Origin of the sequence: Chryseobacterium sp., assembly GCF_019236175.1 — a bacterium.
Taxonomy (GTDB): Bacteria; Bacteroidota; Bacteroidia; order Flavobacteriales; family Weeksellaceae; genus Chryseobacterium.
In genome coordinates this window covers 365,175-388,214 of record NZ_JAFAJM010000014.1, presented here as the reverse complement: position 1 = coordinate 388,214, position 23,040 = coordinate 365,175, and the positions used below count along the sequence as shown (strand labels likewise).

The window sequence follows — 23,040 nt, the reverse complement described above, 5'->3', positions numbered from 1 at the left end:
CTTAAAGCCTATAGCATAAAGCTTTTATAATATGAAAATAGTTGTTTTAGGAGGAGGAGAAAGCGGATGTGGCGCTGCTTATTTGGCTAAAAAGAAAGGTCTGGAAGTATTTCTTTCAGATAAAGGAGCCATTAAAGATAATTACAAGCAGTTCCTTACTGAGAATGAAATTGAATTTGAAGAGGGAAAGCACGACGAAGAAAGAATTCTTAATGCAGACTGGATTGTAAAAAGCCCGGGAATTCCGAAAAAGGCAGAAATCATTCATAAAATTCATGAAAAAGGAATAAGACTTTCTTCTGAAATTGAATTTGCTTCCGAATTTACTGATGCAAAGATCATCGCCATTACCGGAAGCAACGGAAAAACAACCACCACTTCCCTGATCTACTATATCCTGAAAAATGACGGACTGAATGTAGGACTGGGGGGAAATATAGGATACAGCTTTGCCAAGCAGGTTGCTGATGAAAACTTTGAATATTATGTCCTGGAAGTGAGTTCTTTCCAGTTGGATGATATTCAGAATTTCAGACCCTATATCTCTTTATTGCTGAACTTATCAAAGGATCACCTGGATCAGTACAATTACAACTATGAAGAGTATGCGCTGGCAAAATTCAGAATTGCAGAAAATCAGGAAAATGACAATTTCTTCATCTACAACAAAGATGACGAAATGAGTAAAAATCTTCTTGAAAAACTGGAAATAAAAGCCAAAATGATTCCTTTCTCTACCAAAGAAAAACTGGCTGAAGGGGGATTCATTAATAATGATAATATCGTGGTAAAAGTAAAAGACGAATTCTCAATGAAAATTGACGAGCTCTCTCTCCTTGGAAACCACAATGTAGCGAACAGCCTCGCGGCCTCCATAGCAGGTAAAATACTGGAAATCAACAATGAAAGCATCAGAAACTCATTGATGACCTTCCAGGCAGTAGAGCACAGACTGGAGCTTGTTTCTGAAATTGATGGTGTGAAATACATCAACGACAGCAAAGCAACCAATGTAAATGCAACCTACTATGCATTAGAAAGTATGAAAACTCCAACGGTATGGATCGTCGGAGGACTAGATAAAGGAAATGACTATACCGAAATTGAGGACTTAGTTAAAAGAAAAGTAAAGGCAATTGTCTGCCTTGGGATTGACAACAAAAAGATCATAGATTTCTTTAAAGACAAAAAAGAATTTATTTATGATACTTCAAGCATGGAAGAAGCAGTGAGAATATCAAAATCACTGGCTAAAAAAGGAGACACAGTACTTCTGTCTCCATGCTGCGCCAGCTTTGACTTATTTAAAAGCTATGAAGACAGAGGACGTCAGTTTAAAGAACAGGTATTAAAAGCCAATGGCCATTAGCCAAAAGCCAATAGCATTAAAATATGGACGAACAGAACATAGAAAGCAGATTTGAATTTCTAAAGGGCGATAAAGTACTTTGGATGGTCATCCTTGTGATCTCCATTTTCTCTATTTTCCCTGTATATTCTGCAAGCTCGAATCTGGAATACATCGTTAATAACGGGACCACTACCGGTCACGTTATCAAACATATGTTCTTTGTCGTCTTAGGCTTAGGCATCATGAGACTGGTAGGAACCGTAAAATATGAATACATCGGAAAACTGAGCAGCATTTTACTCGGGCTGATGATTGTCTTACTGGTTGTTACCATGTTCACCGGCCAGACCATTGATGGAGCCAGTGCCTCCAGATGGCTGAAAATTCCGGGAACACCCATCTCATTCCAGCCTTCGTCATTTGCATTTTTAATGCTGATTATTTATTTGTGCAGATACCTGACTAAAAAAATAACGCGAGAAAGACTTCCGATAGAAAATATCATGTATATTTTCGGACCTATCCTTCTTGTTTTCGTGTTAGTAGCCAAAGATAACGGTTCTACAGCATTAATGATTCTGATGGTTTCCGTGATTGTCTTAATTATAGGACAGCTTCACTGGAAATATATTGCAGGATTTATTTCCGCATCATTCGTAGCGATTGTATTCTTTTTACTAATTGCTCTGAATACAAATATGATTGGCGGAAATCGTGTTCATACATGGATGAGCCGTATTGAAACGTTCACTTCCAGCAAAGCGAAAAGTGCAGAAACGGACGATGAAAGCGTGAAAGCTAAGAATTATCAGGTAATGCAGGCCAAAGCAGCTATTGTACACGGAGGAATTACCGGAATGGGGCCAGGAAAAAGTGCATTGAAACAGATGCTTCCACAGTCTGCTTCCGATTTTATTTTCGCGGTCATTGTAGAAGAATATGGAGTTATAGGAGCCGCTTTTCTCATCAGTCTCTATCTCATTATGATGATAAGGATTGTCATGATAGCCAGCAAAATGCCCGCATTTTTCGGATCATTGCTGGTGCTTAGTCTCGGGGTAATGATTTTTATACAGTTAGCTGTAAATATTGCTGTAGCTATTAATCTGATCCCGGTAACAGGTCAGCCATTACCTCTGATAAGCTACGGAGGAACATCAATGCTGGTCACCTATTTACAATTAGGAATTATTCTGAATATAAGCTCCAGAATCCAGATTTACGATGAAGAAGGAATGGGAAAGAAACAAAGTATAGCAGAAATAAACGATATTGCTTAAAATGAACAAAAAACTAAAAATATTATTATCAGGCGGAGGAACAGGCGGACACATCTTTCCTGCCATCGCCATTGCGGATGAAATCAAAAAAAGATTTCCGGATGCAGAATTTTTGTTCATTGGAGCCAACGGGAAAATGGAAATGGAAAAAGTTCCTCAGGCCGGTTATGCTATAGAAGGCATTGATATCGCAGGAATAGACAGAGGAAATTTATTATCCAACTTAGGACTGCCATTTAAGATTCTGAAAAGCTTATCTAAATCAAAAAGAATCATTAAAGACTTTGCACCGGATTTTGCTGTGGGAACAGGAGGATTCGCCAGCGGACCTGCTCTTTACGAAGCAAGTAAAATGGGAATCCCCATTTTTATTCAGGAACAGAATGCCCATGCCGGAGTAACCAATAAAATTCTGAGCAAAAAAGCTAAAGCAGTTTTTACGGCTTACCCGAAAGTAGAAGGTTTTCCGACAGAGAAAATAAAATTCCTGGGAAATCCTATCCGCTCAACCATCATTTCCGGAATGCAGGAAACGGCTCAGGCAAAAGAAAAAATGGGATTGAATAAGGACAGGCTTACGATTTTATCGGTAGGCGGATCTTTAGGCTCCAGAACGCTGAACAACGCATGGAAATCTCATTTGAATGATATTATAAACAAAGACTATCAGCTGATCTGGCAAACCGGAAAGCTTGATTATAAAGATATTATAAAAGAAACAAAAGATATAAACACCGAAAATATTCAGATCCTTGAATTCATCAAAGATATGGAACTGGCTTATTCCGGGGCAGATATCATCGTTTCAAGAGCCGGAGCAATAGCTATTTCAGAACTGGCTGTGGCACAAAAACCGGTATTATTGGTGCCCTTCCCTTTTGCAGCGGAAGACCATCAAACCAAAAATGCCATGAATCTCGTTGAAAAAAATGCAGCAAGAATGGTAAAAGACTCTGAAATGCAGGAAAAATTCTGGAACACACTATCAGAAATCTGCGAAAAAGAAAGTCTGCGAAAAGAAATGTCTGAAAATCTTAAATATTTTGCCAAGCCTAATGCGACAAAAGAGATTGTAGACGAAATTTTTAATACATTGTAAAAAGTAAAATGTACTTTGTACATCATACATTAAGAAAAAAATGAAGAATTTAGAAACATATCAAAACTTTTACTTCGTCGGAATCGGAGGTATCGGAATGAGTGCTCTCGCACGCTATTTCAATGCATCCGGAAAAAAAGTATTGGGTTATGATAAAACCAATACAAAACTTACTAAAAATCTGATGAACGAAGGCATTGATATCGTTTTTGAAGACCTTATTGATGAAAGGATAACGGCTCTTCAGAAAGAAGATACACTGGTCATTTATACTCCTGCCATCAAAACACTCGGGATTTTAGATTACTTCAGCCAACATCAGTTTGAAGTTTTAAAACGGGCTAAAGTTTTAGGGTTAATTACAGAAAACACAGATTGTATTGCTGTAGCAGGAACTCATGGTAAAACAACCACATCTACCCTTGTCTCTCATTTATGCAAAGAGGCGGATTTACCTTTTTCATGTTTTTTAGGAGGCATTTCAGAGAACTTTAAATCCAACTTCCTCTACAATGGTTCCACCTATTCTGTAGTGGAAGCAGATGAATATGACAGAAGCTTCCTGAACCTGTCTCCGGACTGGGCTGTGGTAACTTCTATAGACGCGGACCATCTGGATATTTACGGGGATAAAAGCCATATTGAAGAAGGATTCAGACAATTTGCGGCTTTAGTTCCTGAAGATAAAAACCTCTTCGTAAGAAAAGGAATTGATATCGGCCGAGACCATCAGACCTATGCAGTCAATGAACCTGCGGATTATTATTCTGACAATATGCGTATGGATCATGATAAAATTTATTTTGACTTCCATACTCCAACGGAAACGATAAAAGATTTTGTCTGGGAAATCCCGGGAATTCATAATGTTGAAAATGCTACAGTAGCACTGGCAATTCTTCACAATTTGGGCGCAGATTTTGATACGCTGAAAAAGGCAATTGCCGGTTTTAAAGGAATAAAGAGAAGATATACTAAACATTTTTATCAAAACGGTAAAATTTATATTGATGATTATGCTCACCATCCTACAGAAATCAATGCTGTAATGGACTCAATTAAAGCATTTTATCCGGACAAGAAATTACTGGTTGCTTTTCAGCCGCACCTGTTTAGCAGAACAAGAGATTTTGCAGACGGTTTTGCAGAGAGCCTGAGCCATGCAGATGAACTGATTTTGCTTGATATTTATCCGGCAAGAGAACTTCAGGAGAATTTTGAAGGAATCACATCAAGCTGGCTGCTGGACAAAGTGAGCTTAGATAAAAAAGAGGTATCTACACTATCCGATGCTTTTGAAAAAATAAAAGAAAAAGATTTTGATATCCTCCTTACAGTAGGTGCAGGAAATATCGATACCCTGTATGATCCGATCTGCGAATGGATGGGAAATATTTGAGGAGAGAATAAACGCAGCGCTCGTAAAAAAAAATGAAATAACAGATATTTCTGTAAAAAAGAAAAGATATAATAACAGTAAAATTATAAAACTATAGCCTTCGCTGAGTGAAACGCCCTCGCGAATGTGGAGTATACCATAATAAATTACAGAAACTTTGCGAGCATTGCGTTAAAAGAAAAAGTATGAAAAATAAGTACAGAATATTAAAAATTATTATCACCGTAATCATCTTAGGATTGTTACTGAGTTTCTCATTGAAGAGATTCAGCCGACAGGAGATTACCGATAATAAAATTTCTGTAAAAATGAGTGAAAAAACTCCGGTTTATTTCGTTGATGAAAAGGATATCCGGGAAATTGTAAAAAAAGAAAATCCTTCAGGAAAAGTAGGAGATCTCAATATTCCTTCTCTGGAAAAAAAGATCAACTCTCTTCCGGCAGTGGATAGCGCCAACGTCTATTTAAATCTGAATGGAAAACTTAATCTGGATATCAAACAGAGAGTTCCTGTCTTCAGATTAAATAAAGACGGAAAAGACTTTTATGTAGATGAAAAAGGAATTGAGTTTCCCATTTCAAGGACCTATTCTCACCCATGTATGCTGGTTACCGGAAATGTACAGCCCGATGAGTATGAAAAACTGGCAGTACTGGTTGAAAAAATTGATAAAGACGATTTTAGTAAAAAATACTTTATCGGAATATCAAAAAGCAAAGACAGTTACAGTCTTCTTACCAGCGAAGGAAATTACAGAGTGGAGATAGGAGATTTGGATAATATCGATTTTAAAGTAAAGGGATTTAAAACCTTTGTGGAAAAATACCTGGTATATCAGGATCCTCAGAAATACAGTATGGTGTCTGTAAAATATCAGAATCAGATTGTAACCACACTGAATCCTTATTTCAAAGAAAATGACAGCCTGCTGAAGGCTGGAAAACTAGAACTGGCTAAGGTTCCCTCTCCGACAGCGATTGCTAAAAAAACGGAAACAAAGCCGAAGACCACAGAAATAAAAAAAACACACTCCACTTCTAGCAAACCGAAGGAGAGTACAAAACCGAAAGCACACTCAAAGGAGACAAAAAAAACAGAGAAAAAGACAACGGTTCCGGCACAGTCCAAACCGAAACCGAAACCAAAAGTAAAAATAGAATAAGACAGTAAAATCCCGTAAGAGGATTAATAACACAAAATATAGGACCAGTTCCTATCATGGAAAAAGTAGAAAAAAATCAAATCGATATAAAAATGGAAAATCAAGAGTATTCAGTAGGTCTGGACATCGGGACAACGAAGATAGTCGCGATTGTCGGAAGAAGGAATGCACACGGGAAAATAGAAGTTCTCGGTGTAGGAAAAGCTAAAAGTCTTGGTGTTCATAAAGGTATTGTGAATAATATTTCACAGACTATTAATTCAATCAAGGCTGCAGTGTCCGAAGCACAATCCAGTGCGGGAGTTCCTATCCGCAAAGTAACGGTAGGTATTGCAGGAAAACACATCCGTTCTCTGCAGCATTCCGATTATATTATGCGTGAACATCCGGATAAATTTATTACAGATGATGACATTGAAGCCTTAAAAGATCAGGTCAAGAAGCTGGTCATGCTTCCTGGAGAAGAAATTATCCATGTACTTCCTCAAGAATATAAAGTGGATTCCGAGGGCGAAATTCAGGAGCCGGTCGGAATGCACGGAAAGCGTTTAGAAGCGAACTTCCATGTGGTAGTCGGGCAAATGGGAAGCATCAGAAATATTGCAAGATGCGTTCGTGAAGCCGGACTGGAGATGGAGGCCCTTACCTTAGAACCTTTAGCCTCTTCTGAAGCTGTTCTTACCAAAGAAGAAAAAGAAGCAGGAGTCGCTATTGTTGACATTGGTGGTGGTACTACCGATATTGCTATTTTCAAAGATAATATCATCCGTCATACCTGCGTCATTCCTTATGGAGGCGGAATTATTACGGAAGATATCAAAGAAGGCTGTTCAATTATTGAGAAGCATGCAGAACAGTTGAAAGTAAAATTTGGTTCGGCTGTTCCCGAATTGGAAAAAGACAGTACTTTTGTAACAATTCCCGGGCTTCACGGAAGACCGGATAAAGAAATTTCTTTAAAAACCCTTGCACAAATTATCAATGCAAGAGTAGAAGAAGTTTTAGAAATGGTTAATACTGAGCTGAAAGCCTACGGTGCCTTTGAACAGAAGAAAAAACTGATTGCAGGAATCGTTTTGACAGGTGGTGGATCCAACTTAAAGCATCTTCGCCAGCTGGCTAATTATACCACAGGTTTTGACAGCAGAATAGGTTTTGCGAATGAATATATCGCCAACGATAAAAATCAGTACCTGAAAGGCCCTGAATTTGCTACATCTATCGGATTACTGATGGAGAGTTTAAAGATCAGAGACAAAAAACAGACCGCTGATGAAATGGAACCTGTTGTAACTGAACAAGCTAAAGCTGAACCTGCCCCTGTACAGGCCGAAACCATTCCACCGGTACAGCAACAGGCAGCCCCTGTTCAGGAGCAACCTGTAGTTAACCAACAGCGGGAAAACAGAAAAGCGAAGCTTACTTTCGGGCAATCGCTTATGGAAAAAGTAAAAAAATTCTTTGAAGAAGTAGAGTAAATTATAAATGATAAACGATCTATCAATTATCATCTATTAATTATCAATTATTAAAAATAAAGTTATGGAAAATATAGGTTCACAAGGATTTTCATTTGACCTACCAAAAGGAAATTCATCCATCATAAAAGTAATCGGTGTAGGGGGCGGTGGAAACAACGCTTTAAAACACATGTATGAGAAAGGGATTCACGGAGTGGATTTCGTGATCTGTAATACAGACGCTCAGACTTTAGACAACAACCCTGTTGCCAATAAAGTACAGTTGGGAACTTCTATCACAGAAGGTTTGGGGGCCGGTGCTGATCCTGAAGTAGGAGAAAAATCTGCCATCGAAAGTATTGAAGATATCAAAGCTGCGATGGGGCAAAACACCAAAATGGTGTTCATTACTGCCGGAATGGGGGGTGGTACCGGTACCGGGGCTGCTCCTGTTATTGCTAAAGTAGCAAAAGACATGGGAATCCTAACCGTGGGTATCGTTACCGTTCCTTTCAGCTTCGAAGGTAAAAGAAGATTAGAACAGGCTGAAAATGGTCTGGATAAATTAAAAAATAATGTTGACTCATTAATTGTCATCAACAATGATAAACTAAGACAGCAATTCGGGAACCTTGGATTTAAACAGGGATTTTCAAAAGCTGATGAAGTCTTAGCCAATGCCGCTAAGGGAATGGCAGAAGTTATTACAGGTTATTTTGATGTAAACATTGACTTTAGAGATGCTAAATCTGTACTTCAAAATTCCGGAACGGCCCTTATGTCTACCGGTACAGCTTCAGGTGAAAATAAAGCAGAAGAAGCGGTAAGAAAAGCCTTAGACTCTCCATTATTGAATGATAACAAAATCACAGGAGCTAAAAATGTTTTATTACTGATCAGAAGTGGTGCAGAAGAGGTTACCATGGATGAAATCGGTATCATTATGGACCACATCCAGAAAGAAGCAGGAAACACCGCTGATATTATCTTCGGAGTAGGTGCTGATGAGGAATTAGGAGATGCTGTAAGCGTTCTTGTTATTGCAACAGGATTCTCTAATGACAATAAAAAATTTGCAGGCCCTACGGAGAAAATCAGAATCAGTCTTAATGATAGTTTTGAAGCGCCAAAAAACTCTCCTTTTAAAACAAGAGAAGAGAGAGAAGCCAATCCTGAAACAACGCATGATTTTGGCGGAAAAAACCTTTTCAGATTAGATGACGAAGATCATGACACACCGTTCAATGTGACATCTGCTGAAAAAAAAATGATTATTGAAGAAGAGGAAATCAGAACTGAAATAAAATTCTTTGATAAAGAAGAAGATAAGCTACACGCTCCTGAACAGGGCTGGAGAAATGAGGACGAAAACAACCAGGAGGAATATAGCCTTCTTTCTATTGATGAAGAAGGTGAAGATCCAAACGACCTGGAGATTCAGTCTTTCTCATTCGATTTTGAAAACAAAAAAGAAGAGCCTCAGTCAGGTAGTATTTCCAATCATTCATTTTCAGAAGAAAAGCCTGTTGAATTCAGCTTCTTTGTCAATGATGCGACCAGAAATGAGCCTAAAACTGACTTCGGACAGCCTAAAGCAGAATTCAGTACTCCGGTCAGCGCTGTTGCAGAACCTATGCAGAAGGTAGAAACATTCTTCCAGAAGCAGGAGGAGCCAAAAGCTGAAACTAAACCAGCTTTTGAAAATAAGGCACAGACTGAAACTCCAAAAACTGAAGAATCAGAATTCACTTTTGTGAATAAAATAGTAGACCAGGAAAGAGTGCTGGAAAGAAGAAATAAATTAAAAGAATTTAATTCCCGCTATCAAAGTTTTGACAGTACGAGTGAATTTGAATCTATTCCTGCTTTCAAGAGAAAAAATATTTCTATCGACGGAACCAATGCATCAGATCAGAATATCAATACTTATCTGTCTGACAACAATGGCTCTATGCAGATCAGAGAAAACAGATTTTTAAATAAAGACGTAGACTAAAACGCTATTGGCAATTGGCTGCTAGCAAATGGCTTTCGAAGCCATATAAAAGCTAATAGCCAACTGCCAGAAGCCAAAAGCATATAAACATGAGTTTAGAAAATACAATAAGTGAAGCTATAAAAACAGCAATGAGAGAAAAAGACAGAGTTGCTCTGGACTCTCTTCGTGCTGTAAAATCTCAAATTCTTCTGTTGAAAACCGAAGCCAAAGGTGCTGAAGTTTCTGCAGAGCAGGAAATTGCTATTCTTCAGAGAATGATTAAACAACGTAAAGACTCTTTTGAACAGTTTTCAGCCCAGGGAAGACAAGATCTTGCTGAGGTGGAAGAAGCTCAGATGAAAGTGATTGAAAAGTTTTTACCTAAGCAGCTTTCTGCTGAAGAATTAGAAACAGAAATTAAAAATATTATTTCTGATACCGGAGCTGAATCTATTAAAGATTTAGGAAAGGTAATGGGAGCTGCTTCAAAAGCATTAGCCGGGAAATCTGACGGAAAGAGTATTTCCGAGATGGTTAAAAAGCTTCTGTCTTAGTTGAAGTGAGGAGTTGAAAAATTGATCGTTCTTACCATCAGTTTTCACCCGTTCTCAACTTTTATAAGGATATTCAACCTTTGCATATCGATTTGATTAAAGAATCCCGGAACTTTTAGTCCCGGGATTCGCTTTTTGGATATTCAAGTTTGTTATCCGGCTTAAATAGTACCGGAAAATCTTTTTAACTACCGCATTTATACAGTATTAAATACTTTAATCGCTTGAGGGAAAGCCGTAAATGTTTTTTTCATGGTCGTTTGTTTTTTCAGAATCATTTCAAATTTAATAAAAATATTTTATTATTCCTATTTTTAATTCATTATTTAATGAATATTATTGAAATATTAATATTGCATTAATTTTATCTGACTAATCCATTGATAGTTATTATATATTGAAGAAACGTAAAGAATTGTTTAACTTTGTACTGATAAAAAACAAATTATATATGTATCCAACAGATTTAGTAATGCCAATGAAGGCTGAACTTACAGATAAAGGTTTCCAGGATTTAACAAGTCCTTCTCAGGTAGAAGAAGCTTTAAAGCAATCAGGAACTACACTTTTAGTGATCAACTCAGTGTGTGGTTGTGCTGCAGGAGCCGCAAGACCGGGAGTGGTATACTCTTTAACCGGAGATAAAAAACCAGATCACCTTACCACTGTTTTTGCAGGATTTGATACAGAAGCTGTAGCAGAAGCAAGAAAACACCTTGCTCCATTTCCTCCAAGTTCTCCGTGTGTAGCACTTTTCAAAGACGGAGAATTGGTTCACATGCTTGAAAGACACCACATCGAAGGAAACCCTGCAGGAGCTATTGCTGCAAACCTTCAGGCTGCTTACGATGAGTATTGCTAAGAAACAATTCGTTTAAATAACTAACCGTTACAAATTGTAACGGTTTTTTTATTTAACACCATAAAAAATTCTCTGAAAAATCAAATATTATTATATTTGTTGGAATGGCAACCAAGGCACTCTTCAATACAGTCGTTAACTGGTTTATCCGCCAAAGGATAGATCAGATACAGAATTTCATGGATCATCCTATTGAAACACAGAAAGGTATATTATTTTCCCAGCTGTTTCATGCAGAAGATACAGAATATGGCAAACTGTACGGATTTAACTCTATTTCGAGCTATCAGGACTTCAAAAATAAAGTCCCGATTGTCACTTATGAAGATTTTGAGCCTTATATTGAAAAAGCAAGACAAGGATATAAGGATGTCAGCTGGCCGGGACTTATCAAACACTTTGCAAAATCATCAGGAACCACTAATGCGAAGAGCAAATACATTCCAATTTCTACTGAAAGTCTTGAATATTGCCATATGAAAGCAGGAAAGGATATGGTTTCAATTTACGCCAATAATCATCCTGAAAATCAATTATTCACCAATAAAAACCTGAGACTTGGAGGAAGCTCAGAACTCTATGCCGATTTCAACACAAAATTCGGTGATCTTTCCGCCATTCTTATTGACAACCTTCCTTTTTGGGTAGAGATTACAACAACTCCCAGTAAGAAGGTTTCTCTGATGTCTGAATGGGAAAGTAAATTAAGAGCGATTACTTCTGAAGTGAAAAACGAAGATGTAGGAAGCATCCTCGGGGTTCCAAGCTGGATGATGGTACTTCTGCAAAGAGTATTACAGGAAACAGAGACGGGCAGCATTTCAGAGCTCTGGCCTAATTTAGAGGTGTTTTTTCACGGCGGAATCAGTTTTAAACCTTACAGGGAGCAATACAGGCAGATCATCGGAAAAAACATCAATTACTACGAAATATACAATGCTTCTGAGGGCTTCTTCGGAATTCAGGACAGATCAAACAGTGATGAGATGCTTCTTATGCTTGATTATGGTATATTTTATGAATTCATCCCTATGGATCAGTTTCACTTTTCCAACCCTAAAGTGGTGAGCCTTGAGGATGTTGAAATAGGAAAAAATTATGCCATGGTCATTACGACCAATGGGGGGCTGTGGAGATATCTGATCGGGGATACCGTAGTGTTTACATCCATCAATCCTTTCAGAATAAAAATAACCGGACGAACCAAGCATTATATCAATGCTTTTGGGGAAGAATTAATGATTACCAATGTAGAATCCGCTCTTTCAAAAGCATGCGAAGCCACAGGAGCTTCCGTTACGGATTTTACAGGAGCACCGGTCTTTATGAAAGAAAATGAAGGGGGGGCCCATGAATGGATTTTTGAATTCAGCCATCATCCGGATAGCCTGGACCGTTTTGTTGATATTTTTGACCAACATCTGAAAACCATCAATTCGGATTATGAAGCAAAAAGATACAATAATATCACGCTAAAAAGACCACTGGTACATATTGCAAAACACAACCTGTTCTATCATTGGCTGGAAGCCAAAGGGAAGCTCGGAGGTCAGAATAAAGTACCCAGATTAAGCAATGACAGAGAATACATAGATCCGCTACTGGAACTTAATAAATAAAAGAATTGAGGCTTGCTTGCCCTGCCTTATAATCATAAAAGCCGCCGTTGCATTCAACGGCGGCTTTTATTTTATTTATTTGCTTAAGTCTTCTTTTACTTTTTTAGCAGCTTCCTCAACTTTTGACGCGCCTTTTCTCGCAGCATCTTTTGCATCTTTTCCAGCTTCCTGAACTCCACCTTTAATGTCTTTTCCTACTTTGTTAGCTTCTGTTTTGATGTCTTTCCCTGCCTTATTAAGATCTTGCTTTGTCTTATCGGCAGTAGCATCTATTTTATCTTTAGCTTTCTGAGCAGCAGCATCTATTTTATTTCCAGCTTCGTCTACTTTTGTTTTAACATCTTCTTTTGCTTTATTAACTTTTGAACTATCGACAATCTGAGAAGGTGTTTCGGTCACTGTAGTAGTGGTAGTGGTAACTGACCCGTCAGAACTTTCTACCTGTTCCGTTTTTGTCGTTGATTTTGTACATGCTACTGTGAATACTGAAATCACCAGCGCCGTCAAGATGTGTTTTTTCATATTATCTATTTTTAAAGTGTTTATTCTATTCTGTTTTGGTTTCTGCGGTAGGTATTTCCTGCGTTTTTTGCTTTTTATCAGCGTCTGTTTTCTTCTTTTCGTCTTCCGTTTTCTTTTTGTTCTCTTTTTCAAGCTCAATTTTAAGCTTTTTTTCTTCTTCCAGAAGCTTCTTAGCCTGCTTTACAGAGTCCTGGTATTGAGGTGAAGACATCTTTATTTTCCGGGCAATATCTACTGAAATAGCCCCTGTAGAAAAAGAATCTATAGCTGTCGTATCATAATGTAATTTAACATCCTGTTCGGTACTAAAGCCGGCAGACTCTTTTTTAGAACAGGCGACAGACAAAACTGCCAAAACAAAAGCAGCAAACACTAAATTTTTCATGGAACTAATTTAATAGAAATTCCGCAATTACCGGATAATGATCCGACAATTCTACAGAATTATCCACTTTATAGCTCAATGGAATAATAGATTTTGAAGTAAAGATATAATCAATCCTTAAAGGAACTTTATAGTCATGAAAGCTGCTTGCACTTCCCTTTCCTGCTACTAAAAAAGCATCCTGCAGATCTTTTCCGAGATTATAGTATTCGTATGAATTAGGAACAGAGTTAAAATCTCCTGCTAAGATTACAGGATAAGGAGAAAGATCTATTATTTTTCTGATCTTTTTCACCTGATCTTCATGAGCCTGAAACGTGGGAATCATATGAGAAAGAAGAGTTGATACATTTCCTATTCCCAAACCATCCAGTTTGGTAAACATAGATTTATGAAGCCGGAATGGCTCCAGGTATACATTAACGATTCTGATAATTTTTCCGTTAATATCTACATCTGCATAGAAAGAGTTTCCTCTTGCATTATCTTCAATAATCTCTGCCTGTCTTACGATCTTATGTTTGGTTTTAAGAATGACGGAAGGATATTTTACAAGATCTTGTTTAAGAGCCCGGTTGGTATCTTTTTCCTGTACCAGAATAATGTCAGCGTTCTGTTCCTTAATATAGTTTTTTACTTTATCCCATCCGTATTCTCCATATTTTACATTAAAGGTTAAAACCTTAATATCACGGATTGTTTTTTCGTTATCTGCTCTGGAAGAATAATTGGCCCATCTTCTTATCGGATTATAAAAAAGAAAAGTTCCCAATGCGAAAACAATGGCCAGCTTGTTCTTTTTAATGATCCAGATCACGGTAAGAATAACATGTGCCAATATCAGATAGGGAAAACCTAGAGAAAGCAGATTCAGGCTCCCTAAAAGATTAGGAGGAACCCATGCATTGCCCAGTGTACATAGCAGTAAAACAGCAACAACAATATGTATAAACAGCAGTATCTGATTCGACTTCATGAAAAAACGGTCTTGGTACGCATTTTTTTAAGCAAAAATCCTACCAAGAACCAAAATTTTAACTTATTTTATGATTATTTATTTTCAAGAGAAAATTCTGAAATGACAGGATAATGGTCTGAAATTCTGACAGAACGGTCAACCACGTAGGAAACTGCCCGGATTGATCTTGAAGAAAAAACATAATCAATTCTGATTGGAAATTTATAATCATGAAAACTGGTAGCACTTCCTTTACCGGCAGTTACAAAAGCATCATCAAGGCCCGATGACAAATGATAATATTCATAAGAATTAGGCACAGAATTAAAATCTCCGGTTAAGACAACAGGATAAGGTGAGTTATCTATGACGCTCTTAATAAGCTCTACCTGCTCCTGATGTATTTTGAAAGTAGGAATAAGCCTCCTTACAATATCTTTCATTTTTTCTTCATTTGCACTTGTATTTCCGTTAAGCGTCACCATATTCCTTTCAAACTTAAAAGGATGGAGATAAACACTGATAAACCGGTAAGTTCTCCCCTTTACTTCAATATCTGCCATTACCGCAGGTGCAATTTCACCCCTGTCCGGAAAGTCTATTTTCTTTGTATTTAAAATCTTATGTTTCGTTAAGATGGTTGCCACACCTCCGGATGAATTCACTTTCTTATAATCATCCAGCAACGGAATATCTCCTCCTCTTCCCTCCTGCAAAAGAATCACATCGGCATCCTTAGATTTTATATATCTTCCGACCTCTTCAGCTCCCATGGTACCGCCTTTTATATTAAAGGAAACGATCTTCAAATCAGCCTTTCTTTTTTGATCACCGGAAAAATTAATAATTCTTTTTACAGGATTTAAGAAGACCAGTCCTGCAAGCATAAAGATAAAAGCTCTTTTTTTCCAGCTGAAAATCCAAAAAAAAATCAGAACAATATACCCCATCATTAAAACCGGAAATCCTAACGAAAGCAGATTGAACCAGGGAAATATTTTAGGCGGCACATAAGCATTCAGCAAAGTACCCAACAACAGTCCTAAAATCCCCAGATGCAGAATCAGTAATATGAGACGAATAAATTTCACAAAAAAAAATTAGTTGAATCTGTACAAATGTTTTTTCCAGCTTCTTGCAAGCAACCAGCCCACCAAAGCACCACCAACATGAGCCAAATGCGCAATGCCACCGCCATTTCCGGAAACTCCAAGATATACAGAGATGACAACAATAATTGGTAACAAATATTTAACCTTCATCGGGATAGGAATAAACATCATCATAATTTTTGAATCCGGGTATAAGGTAGAAAAAGCAGCCACAACACCAAATATTGCTCCGGAAGCTCCCACCATTGGTGTTGCTACAATTCCTTTTAAATTCTCCAATAATTCTTTTTGTTTGAGAATTGAATCGGAAGTGCCGGTAAATTCTACACTCGCACCAGACATATAAGCACTCACATTAAATCCTAATTGCTGCAATTCATTGGAAATCTGCTGAACTTCAACAAAATTCCATAAATTAAACAGGAAAAAAGCCCCTAATCCACTGGCAAAATAAAGGATCAGATATTTTCTATCTCCCAGCGTTTGTTCCAGAATAGGTCCGAAACTAAATAAAGTCATCATATTAAAAAGAATGTGCATGATACTTCCATGCATAAACATATGAGTAATAATCTGCCACGAATGGAAAAATGGGGAAAAAGGATAAAAACCTGCCAGATAGCCAATCATCTGATTACCCAGTAAAAAAGTCGCAATAAAAACGATAACATTAATAATGATAAGGTTTCTTGTAACCGGCGGTATATTATTAAACATTTTTCTAAAATTTGTTTTTAAAATCATTAAACGGAACTTCATAAAAGCATCTTTTCCCATCCGGTAAAAACTCAGGAAAACCTAATGCCGTAAAATCTTTGATCAGCTGTTCCGCATCTTTTTTATAAATAAAGTCAAATCTGGACTTCGATTGCATTTTATTCCACTGGTTCTGATAATACATCATGAACTCCTCTTCTGTTTTGTATTCAAGAATCTCAAAAAGATTCTCCAGAAACTTCATTGCCTGTGTCTCTTTGAGTCCTTCGGGAAGCGAATCTATTCTCAGTACACTTTCATGAGCAATTTTCATGTCAAACCCAAGTTCCGGAAGATATTTTTTAATAGAATTATATTTATTTTTCTCTATTTCGTTCATATGATACTCCAGAGAGAACAGAAGAGCATGGCTGTTAGTACCTGATTTTTTTCCGGATGATCTGTTGTTTTCCGAGACCAAAAGCCTGTGCATTCTTCCTAAATCCAGCATCAGTGTTACATCCCCTTTATTAAACAGCCAGTATCCGTTGGGAAGTCTCATCAGATCTTCATCAAAATCTTCATCTTCAAACAGGTTGATTTTTGAAGGCTCTGCGGTAATATTCTGATGATATATTTCTGTAAGGTTCTGAATTTCCTCAGGAAGAACAACATTTTTTTCTTCTTCCAAAAACGGATTATAGTCTTTATCCACTATAATTTCAGGCATTTTAATCACTCCGCCGCCACCGTTACCTTTGCTGGGCAATGGTTTATTCATGATCTCATCCAAATCCGGATCTCTGTCAAAATCAAGACTGGGAGAAACATTATAAATTCCTAAAGACCTTTTTATAGTAGATCGAAGCAGGGCAAAAATAAGATGTTCATCTTCAAACTTTACCTCGGTTTTCTGTGGATGAATATTCACATCTATTTTTTCAGGATCTAATTCCAGATAAAGAAAAAACGACGGAACATAACCCGGTAAAAGCAATCCTTCAAAAGCTTCCTGAACCGCTTTGTTGAAATACGGGCTCTTAAAATATCTTCCGTTGACGAAAAGGAACTGCTCGCCTCTGGATTTTTTTGCTCCTTCAGGTTTTGCCACAAATCCATGAAGTTTGCACCAGATAATATCTTCTTTGATGGGAATCAGCTGCGGTTGTAATTTCCTTCCGAAAATGTCTACTATTCGCTGCATCTGGCTCCCTTTTCTTAATCTGAAAACCGGCTCATCATCATGGAACAATGAGAATTCTAATCCTTCATGGGCCAGAGCCACACGCTGGAATTCATCAATAACATGTCTGAATTCAATATTATTATTTTTAAGAAATTTTCTTCTGGCAGGAACATTATAAAATAAATTTTTCACCAGAAAATTGGATCCTTCCGAAGTCTGTATCGGGTCCTGAAACTGAAAAACACCGCCTTCAATATAAATATTCGTTCCGATAGAGGAGTCTTTCTGTTTGGTTCTAAGCTCAACCTGTGAAACAGCCGCAATAGACGCCAACGCTTCCCCCCTGAAGCCTTTTGTTGCAATTTTAAAGATATCTTCTGTTCCCCTGATTTTAGAAGTAGCATGTCTTTCAAATGCCATTCTCGCATCTGTTTCTGACATCCCTTTTCCGTCGTCTACCACCTGTATCAGGTTTTTTCCGGCATCTCTGAGGATCAGTTCAATTTTAGCAGCATCTGCATCTATAGCATTTTCCAAAAGTTCCTTTACGATGGATGCAGGCCTCTGCACCACCTCTCCTGCTGCAATTTGGTTCGCTACATGATCCGGTAAAAGTTGAATAATATCTGACATAAAAACGTAAATCAACTTACAAAAATAGTCAATGAAAACGGGAATTAAAACATTAAAAACGGGAATTAATATTTAATTATCAACATTTCAACAATACTCCTTTTTACCGGCTCAGTCTCAAACCTTTCATTACAGAGGTTTTCTGAAGAGAACAATCCCCTATTGCTTTCACACAAATAGAGGATTGATTCACAGCTAGTTTATACAAAAAATTAATAGTGATATTCACTCTTATTCCGTTTTTAATCTTCGAAAACAAGTTTTCGTTTCTTTTCTCTTTTAGGAATTCCATGGATTTTTTCATACAGATAAGCCAAAAGGTTTGGTTTTCTGTAAATTCTGTTATATCTGTATTTGGTATTAAAGTGTCTTATATGAATCTTATAGGCATCATATCCGATGACAATTAAAAGACATACGCTAATCACATAAAATACTCTGAATTCCAGATAATAGTATGTTAATCCCGAAAATACGGCACCTAAAACATAGGCAATCATAATACTCATCAGCAACTTTGCTCTTCCGATCAGTTCTCCGTTTTTTCTATATTTTTTCTGGGTAAACATGGAAACCAGAATTCCAAGGTCGGTTGTGGTTCCCGTAAGGTGGGTTGTTTTTACCGAGAAGTTGGAGATACTTGCCGTAAGGCCGTTTTGAAGACCTGTAGCAAAAAGCATCAGCGCTACCAGGTATTCTGTTTCTTCCAGTGTCTTCTGATAATACAGCTGTCCGTATACCCCAACAAACAGAAGACATATAATTTCTAATACAATGGGCATTGCATGAGCAAAATATTTACTTTTTTTATTGAAATTAATCACAATAAAGTTGGATACAAAGCTTCCGAAGAAGAACAGGAATATCCATGCTCCCACTACTGCTACCTGTCCCCAGTTGGCTTTACTGATTTCTGCTGCCAGAATAGCATAATGCCCGGTGACGTTTGATGTAAATGAGAGAAATATTAATAGGGATGCAATATTTATAGTACCTGCCGTAAATGCAGTCAGCGTCCCCAATCTGATATTGTCTCCCAGTGTCCTGCTGTTACTATAATTTCTTAACATTTTTTATCTTTTTAATAATGTTGATAATTAGACTTCTACAAAGATCTCTGCCAGTCTTCCTCTTTCAGGAAGCTTTTCTTTACTTTCTATTGCAATTTCATAGGACGGCAGGTCTTTACATTTTTTGATATAGGGAATGAGATCAAATTTTTCCTTTCCTTTACTTTTAATCGAAGGAGAGTAATAAGCTTCTTCAACATTTTCCGCTTTTACATACTGATTAAATGTTCTCTGAAAACTTCCTGTAAAAACATCACAAATGATTTTATGGACCAAATGAGGGTACTTGTTTTTAATAATTCCGTACGCATCACAGAATTCCGCCGGTCTGATCTTATTAAAGACCGAAGTTTTGGTAGTAAATAAAAGATCTCTGATAGAATCTCCCGAATCATATCCTGAAACCAGAAGGATATTATAATTATTCTGATCTTCCGAGGCCTCTTTTTCTTTCAATACCTTTTTTAATATGTTTAATGACTCAAGAGAATAATCTGTTGCAATTAAAATTGTTTTAGCCATGTTCTTTATATTTTGTTTTGTGTTTATCTTATTTGATGATACAAAACTAGAACGACCAGATTAGAAGCTCTTTGGAATGGAATTAAAATGTGATTAAAGAGATTAAAATGAGATTAGAAAATTGTTAAAGAAGCTTAACATCATAAAAAAGAGTAAAAGGACACAACCGAAAATACAGACTGATACGATGTATTCTATCGTCAGGCATTATCCTTCCTGCTGTGTACTATAGAAATTCGGGAAACGCATTTGCACCGTGGTTCCCTGATTTTCGTTCGAGCTTACAATCAGTTCACCATGATGCATTCTTATGATATTTCTGGCCAGGGGAAGACCGATTCCATATCCTTCGTAATTATTGGTATTGGAAGCTCTGAAAAAGGGATCATAGATTTTATTCATTTCTATTTCGGGAATTCCGATTCCATTGTCCTTTACAATGATGTATACGTCGGTATCCGTAGCTCCCAGTGAAACTTTCACCTGCTGAAAATCAGAATATTTACACCCGTTGTTGATGATATTGGCTACCGCAAGATGCAGCAGCTGTTCATTTCCCTGAACTTTTAGCTTTTTGGGATTATCCGGAAGCATACTTATATCCAGATAGATATTGTTTCTTGAATCAATTTTTCTTAGGGTTTCAATCACATCCCAGAGCAGCTGATCCATTCTTACCTTATCCATTTTCTGAATTTTGCCATCAAATCCGGTTTGAGCAATCATCAATAAGGCTTTAATCTTTTTATCCAGTTTTTCAGCTTCATCCAGAATAATCCCCAGGGTTTCTTTATACTCTTCCGCCGTTCTGCTGATTGAAAGAGCCACATCAGCCTCCCCCATAATGGAAGTCAGAGGTGTTCTCAGCTCGTGGGATACGTTTCCGATCAGATGATTTTGGGTTTCAAAAGAGGTCTCAATCCTGTTGAGCATATCATTAAAGGTATCCACCAGCTCATTCAGTTCTTTATTATCCGGTTGAGATTCAAGTCTTAAATGAAGATTCTCAGAACTGATTTCCTTTACTTTTCCTGTAATTTTTAAGATAGGTTTAAACAGGGTCTTAGACAGGTAGAAGGAAAATATCATACTGAAAAATAAAGAAAGGATAGTGCATGTCAATAAAGTTCTTTTTAAAAACCCCAGGTAATAGACTACATAATGGTTCTTTGCCGAAGCAATAGCTATATAGTCTTTATCATCATACTTAAAACTCTGACCTATATAATAGAATTCTTTGTCATTATAATTGGATTCTCCTTCTTTGATGATATTTTTGAAAAAATAAGCGGGAATATGAACCTCCTGTGATATTTTTTTGAAATTGGAATCTGTGGGAACGGCGAAAACATAATCTTTCTCCATCGGCAGTTCATCGTCATTCAGACTGCTGAGTATATAATTTTCGGGAAGATCAAGATGTTCTTTGCTTTTCTCAATCTGTACGATTGTCGCTGTACGAATCTTCAGTAATTCATAAAATCTCTGATGTGAAAAGTTAACGATCGAAAAATAAACCAATCCGCTGAACAGCAGAATAATGGCGGTAAAAACCAACATTAAAAGCACCATTGTTTTGGTTTGATTTGTGATCACTTTATTAAACATGCCTTAAGATTTTTTCATCACATACCCCATCCCTATCACCGTATGGATCAGTTTATTATCATCCTTATCGTCTAGTTTTTTCCTTAAATAATTAACATAAACGTCTACTACATTGGTACCCAGCTCATAGTTTACCCCCCATACGGCATCCAGAATTTCAGCTCTGGAAATCACTTTTTCAGGATTATTAAGAAAATAAAGCAAAAGCTTATATTCCGTTGAAGTAAGGGTAATATCTTCTCCGGAGCGGGTTACTTTTTTAGTATAATCATTCACCCTCACATCTGAAAACTGAAATACATTTTCATTATCAGGTTCTGATTCAGCGGCATCCTGTGGTCCACTATTATTAGTCCTTCTCAGTAAAGACTTGACACGGGCTACCAGTTCAATAAATTTAAAAGGCTTTACCAGATAATCATCACCTCCGCTTTCCAGCCCCAGCACAATATTTTCTGATGTTCCCAATGCTGTAAGAAATAAAATAGGAACAGCCTGATTGGTTTTTCTGATTTCTTTACAGACATCCAGCCCATTCATTTCCGGAAGCATAATATCTAAAATGACCAGATCAAAATCATTGGACTGCACCAGTTGTACTCCTGTACGTCCGTCGAATGCTACAGAAATTTCATATCCGTTTTCCTGAAGTCCTTTTTTAATAAAAGATACAACACTGGTTTCGTCTTCGATAAGAATAATTTTCTTCATAAATGAAATAAGGAGTTGTACAAAAATAGGAAAATTTCCTGGGGAGAATATGAAAACACCAATGAACTCAATTCCAGCTTCAGGTTTCCGAAATTGAAGCGGTATATCATCCATAATAATTTTCAATGAATTGATTCAGTCCAACATCCAAACTCTATAGAATAACACTACCTTTGTCTTTACTTTTGAATGACGAAAAATAATTTAGGTTAAACAAGAATACAGCATGAATGACTTTTTAATAGGTATCGGTAAGAGATTAAAGGATATTAGAAAAAAGAATAATTTAACCATCAATGAGCTGGCCTTTAAGGCCAATGTAAGTAATGGCCTGGTTTCCCGTATTGAAAACGGAAGAACAATTCCTTCTCTTCCTGTTTTACTGGACCTTATCCAGTCACTGGAAATTGATGCAAGCTATTTTTTTGAAGGAGTAGAGAAAAAGTCGAATGCAAAATTTATTTATGTTCCGAAAGAAAGCCAGCAGATTATAGAAAAAGAAATGGAGGCTGAAGGCTTTAAATACATGCATATCTTCAGCAAAAGCCTTCATTCCCTGGGTTTTGAAGCTGTGCTGCTCACACTTGAGCCTAATTCGAAAAGAGAAAAGGTCATTACGGATGCCTGGGAATTCAAATACATCCTGAAGGGAAAAGTGAAATACATCATTGACAATGAAGAAATCATTTTAAAAGAAGGTGATTCTTTATATTTTAACGGTAAGTTTCCACACGTTCCGGTAAGCATCAGTGATGAAAGCTGCGTCATGCTTGTTCTCTATTTTTATACTGCTTAAATCAATTTTACACCTGTTTTTTAGCCACGATGCGCTCATTATTTCTATGTGGCCAATGGGGTTATATCTTTCCGAC

21 protein-coding genes are annotated in these 23,040 nt (G+C 37.1%); 11 read left to right on the top strand and 10 right to left on the bottom strand.

What is annotated here, in order from left to right; translation table 11 throughout:
• Positions 1-31: 31 nt before the first annotated feature.
• The 10 genes from murD to JO178_RS12845 all read left to right on the top strand — a co-directional run bounded on the left by murD (position 32) and on the right by JO178_RS12845 (position 12,765).
• Positions 32-1,369 carry a UDP-N-acetylmuramoyl-L-alanine--D-glutamate ligase gene (murD, locus tag JO178_RS12890; protein WP_291936325.1) on the top strand — a complete coding sequence of 446 codons (1,338 nt, stop codon included), beginning with the start codon at positions 32-34 and terminating at the stop codon, positions 1,367-1,369.
• A 23-nt stretch (positions 1,370-1,392) separates the two neighbouring features.
• Entirely contained in the window at positions 1,393-2,631 is a 1,239-nt protein-coding gene (locus JO178_RS12885) for an FtsW/RodA/SpoVE family cell cycle protein (protein ID WP_291936322.1), read from the top strand.
• Position 2,632: 1 nt separating this feature from the next.
• The gene (murG, locus tag JO178_RS12880) at positions 2,633-3,730 is read left to right on the top strand and encodes an undecaprenyldiphospho-muramoylpentapeptide beta-N-acetylglucosaminyltransferase (RefSeq protein ID WP_291936319.1); all 1,098 of its coding nucleotides are present in this window, start codon (positions 2,633-2,635) and stop codon (positions 3,728-3,730) included.
• 40 nt (positions 3,731-3,770) lie between these two features.
• Complete coding sequence (gene murC / locus JO178_RS12875; RefSeq protein ID WP_291936316.1) at positions 3,771-5,129, top strand: UDP-N-acetylmuramate--L-alanine ligase; 1,359 nt, start codon at positions 3,771-3,773, stop codon at positions 5,127-5,129.
• Between the two features lie 185 nt (positions 5,130-5,314).
• Complete coding sequence (locus tag JO178_RS12870) at positions 5,315-6,292, top strand: cell division protein FtsQ (RefSeq protein WP_291936313.1); 978 nt, start codon at positions 5,315-5,317, stop codon at positions 6,290-6,292.
• Positions 6,293-6,384: 92 nt separating this feature from the next.
• Complete coding sequence (gene ftsA / locus JO178_RS12865; protein ID WP_291936311.1) at positions 6,385-7,770, top strand: cell division protein FtsA; 1,386 nt, start codon at positions 6,385-6,387, stop codon at positions 7,768-7,770.
• A 64-nt stretch (positions 7,771-7,834) separates the two neighbouring features.
• On the top strand, positions 7,835-9,748 hold the full coding sequence (gene ftsZ / locus JO178_RS12860; protein WP_291936308.1) for a cell division protein FtsZ: 1,914 nt from the start codon (positions 7,835-7,837) through the stop codon (positions 9,746-9,748).
• An 89-nt stretch (positions 9,749-9,837) separates the two neighbouring features.
• Positions 9,838-10,284 carry a GatB/YqeY domain-containing protein gene (locus JO178_RS12855; RefSeq protein WP_291936306.1) on the top strand — a complete coding sequence of 149 codons (447 nt, stop codon included), beginning with the start codon at positions 9,838-9,840 and terminating at the stop codon, positions 10,282-10,284.
• 451 nt (positions 10,285-10,735) lie between these two features.
• The gene (locus tag JO178_RS12850; protein WP_230032974.1) at positions 10,736-11,146 is read left to right on the top strand and encodes a BrxA/BrxB family bacilliredoxin; all 411 of its coding nucleotides are present in this window, start codon (positions 10,736-10,738) and stop codon (positions 11,144-11,146) included.
• A gap of 104 nt (positions 11,147-11,250) precedes the next feature.
• On the top strand, positions 11,251-12,765 hold the full coding sequence (locus tag JO178_RS12845; RefSeq protein ID WP_291936300.1) for a GH3 auxin-responsive promoter family protein: 1,515 nt from the start codon (positions 11,251-11,253) through the stop codon (positions 12,763-12,765).
• Positions 12,766-12,840: 75 nt separating this feature from the next.
• On the opposite strand, the gene JO178_RS12840 is transcribed toward JO178_RS12845, so the two are convergent.
• The 10 genes from JO178_RS12840 to JO178_RS12795 form a co-directional block, all read right to left on the bottom strand.
• A complete protein-coding gene (locus JO178_RS12840; protein WP_291936298.1) occupies positions 12,841-13,287 on the bottom strand; it encodes a hypothetical protein in 447 nt (148 codons plus the stop codon).
• A gap of 25 nt (positions 13,288-13,312) precedes the next feature.
• Positions 13,313-13,672 (bottom strand): hypothetical protein, encoded by a 360-nt coding sequence (locus JO178_RS12835; protein WP_291936295.1) that lies wholly within the window; start codon positions 13,670-13,672, stop codon positions 13,313-13,315.
• A gap of 4 nt (positions 13,673-13,676) precedes the next feature.
• The gene (locus JO178_RS12830; RefSeq protein WP_291936294.1) at positions 13,677-14,648 is read right to left on the bottom strand and encodes an endonuclease/exonuclease/phosphatase family protein; all 972 of its coding nucleotides are present in this window, start codon (positions 14,646-14,648) and stop codon (positions 13,677-13,679) included.
• A 74-nt stretch (positions 14,649-14,722) separates the two neighbouring features.
• Positions 14,723-15,721 carry an endonuclease/exonuclease/phosphatase family protein gene (locus JO178_RS12825; protein ID WP_291936292.1) on the bottom strand — a complete coding sequence of 333 codons (999 nt, stop codon included), beginning with the start codon at positions 15,719-15,721 and terminating at the stop codon, positions 14,723-14,725.
• Positions 15,722-15,730: 9 nt separating this feature from the next.
• Entirely contained in the window at positions 15,731-16,459 is a 729-nt protein-coding gene (locus JO178_RS12820) for a rhomboid family intramembrane serine protease (RefSeq protein ID WP_291936290.1), read from the bottom strand.
• 4 nt (positions 16,460-16,463) lie between these two features.
• Positions 16,464-18,257, bottom strand: a complete 1,794-nt coding sequence (gene mutL / locus JO178_RS12815) for a DNA mismatch repair endonuclease MutL (protein ID WP_291936287.1) — start codon at positions 18,255-18,257, stop codon at positions 16,464-16,466.
• A gap of 242 nt (positions 18,258-18,499) precedes the next feature.
• The gene (locus tag JO178_RS12810; protein ID WP_291936284.1) at positions 18,500-19,327 is read right to left on the bottom strand and encodes a YoaK family protein; all 828 of its coding nucleotides are present in this window, start codon (positions 19,325-19,327) and stop codon (positions 18,500-18,502) included.
• Positions 19,328-19,354: 27 nt separating this feature from the next.
• Positions 19,355-19,849, bottom strand: coding sequence for a hypothetical protein (locus JO178_RS12805; RefSeq protein WP_291936282.1), 495 nt, complete (start codon positions 19,847-19,849; stop codon positions 19,355-19,357).
• 207 nt (positions 19,850-20,056) lie between these two features.
• Complete coding sequence (locus JO178_RS12800; RefSeq protein WP_291936279.1) at positions 20,057-21,457, bottom strand: HAMP domain-containing sensor histidine kinase; 1,401 nt, start codon at positions 21,455-21,457, stop codon at positions 20,057-20,059.
• A 3-nt stretch (positions 21,458-21,460) separates the two neighbouring features.
• On the bottom strand, positions 21,461-22,168 hold the full coding sequence (locus JO178_RS12795) for a response regulator transcription factor (RefSeq protein WP_291936276.1): 708 nt from the start codon (positions 22,166-22,168) through the stop codon (positions 21,461-21,463).
• A gap of 226 nt (positions 22,169-22,394) precedes the next feature.
• On the opposite strand from JO178_RS12795, the gene JO178_RS12790 reads away from it, so the two are divergent.
• Positions 22,395-22,964 (top strand): XRE family transcriptional regulator, encoded by a 570-nt coding sequence (locus JO178_RS12790; protein WP_291936272.1) that lies wholly within the window; start codon positions 22,395-22,397, stop codon positions 22,962-22,964.
• Positions 22,965-23,040 lie beyond the last annotated feature (76 nt).

Bases quoted from the DNA above. Each gene is read 5' to 3' on its own strand.
- murD (WP_291936325.1), top strand. From the start codon at position 32: ATGAAAATAGTTGTTTTAGGAGGAGGAGAAAGCGGATGTGGCGCTGCT.
- JO178_RS12885 (WP_291936322.1), top strand. From the start codon at position 1,393: ATGGACGAACAGAACATAGAAAGCAGATTTGAATTTCTAAAGGGCGAT.
- murG (WP_291936319.1), top strand. From the start codon at position 2,633: ATGAACAAAAAACTAAAAATATTATTATCAGGCGGAGGAACAGGCGGA.
- murC (WP_291936316.1), top strand. From the start codon at position 3,771: ATGAAGAATTTAGAAACATATCAAAACTTTTACTTCGTCGGAATCGGA.
- JO178_RS12870 (WP_291936313.1), top strand. From the start codon at position 5,315: ATGAAAAATAAGTACAGAATATTAAAAATTATTATCACCGTAATCATC.
- ftsA (WP_291936311.1), top strand. From the start codon at position 6,385: ATGGAAAATCAAGAGTATTCAGTAGGTCTGGACATCGGGACAACGAAG.
- ftsZ (WP_291936308.1), top strand. From the start codon at position 7,835: ATGGAAAATATAGGTTCACAAGGATTTTCATTTGACCTACCAAAAGGA.
- JO178_RS12855 (WP_291936306.1), top strand. From the start codon at position 9,838: ATGAGTTTAGAAAATACAATAAGTGAAGCTATAAAAACAGCAATGAGA.
- JO178_RS12850 (WP_230032974.1), top strand. From the start codon at position 10,736: ATGTATCCAACAGATTTAGTAATGCCAATGAAGGCTGAACTTACAGAT.
- JO178_RS12845 (WP_291936300.1), top strand. From the start codon at position 11,251: ATGGCAACCAAGGCACTCTTCAATACAGTCGTTAACTGGTTTATCCGC.
- JO178_RS12840 (WP_291936298.1), bottom strand. From the start codon at position 13,287: ATGAAAAAACACATCTTGACGGCGCTGGTGATTTCAGTATTCACAGTA.
- JO178_RS12835 (WP_291936295.1), bottom strand. From the start codon at position 13,672: ATGAAAAATTTAGTGTTTGCTGCTTTTGTTTTGGCAGTTTTGTCTGTC.
- JO178_RS12830 (WP_291936294.1), bottom strand. From the start codon at position 14,648: ATGAAGTCGAATCAGATACTGCTGTTTATACATATTGTTGTTGCTGTT.
- JO178_RS12820 (WP_291936290.1), bottom strand. From the start codon at position 16,459: ATGTTTAATAATATACCGCCGGTTACAAGAAACCTTATCATTATTAAT.
- mutL (WP_291936287.1), bottom strand. From the start codon at position 18,257: ATGTCAGATATTATTCAACTTTTACCGGATCATGTAGCGAACCAAATT.
- JO178_RS12810 (WP_291936284.1), bottom strand. From the start codon at position 19,327: ATGTTAAGAAATTATAGTAACAGCAGGACACTGGGAGACAATATCAGA.
- JO178_RS12805 (WP_291936282.1), bottom strand. From the start codon at position 19,849: ATGGCTAAAACAATTTTAATTGCAACAGATTATTCTCTTGAGTCATTA.
- JO178_RS12800 (WP_291936279.1), bottom strand. From the start codon at position 21,457: ATGTTTAATAAAGTGATCACAAATCAAACCAAAACAATGGTGCTTTTA.
- JO178_RS12795 (WP_291936276.1), bottom strand. From the start codon at position 22,168: ATGAAGAAAATTATTCTTATCGAAGACGAAACCAGTGTTGTATCTTTT.
- JO178_RS12790 (WP_291936272.1), top strand. From the start codon at position 22,395: ATGAATGACTTTTTAATAGGTATCGGTAAGAGATTAAAGGATATTAGA.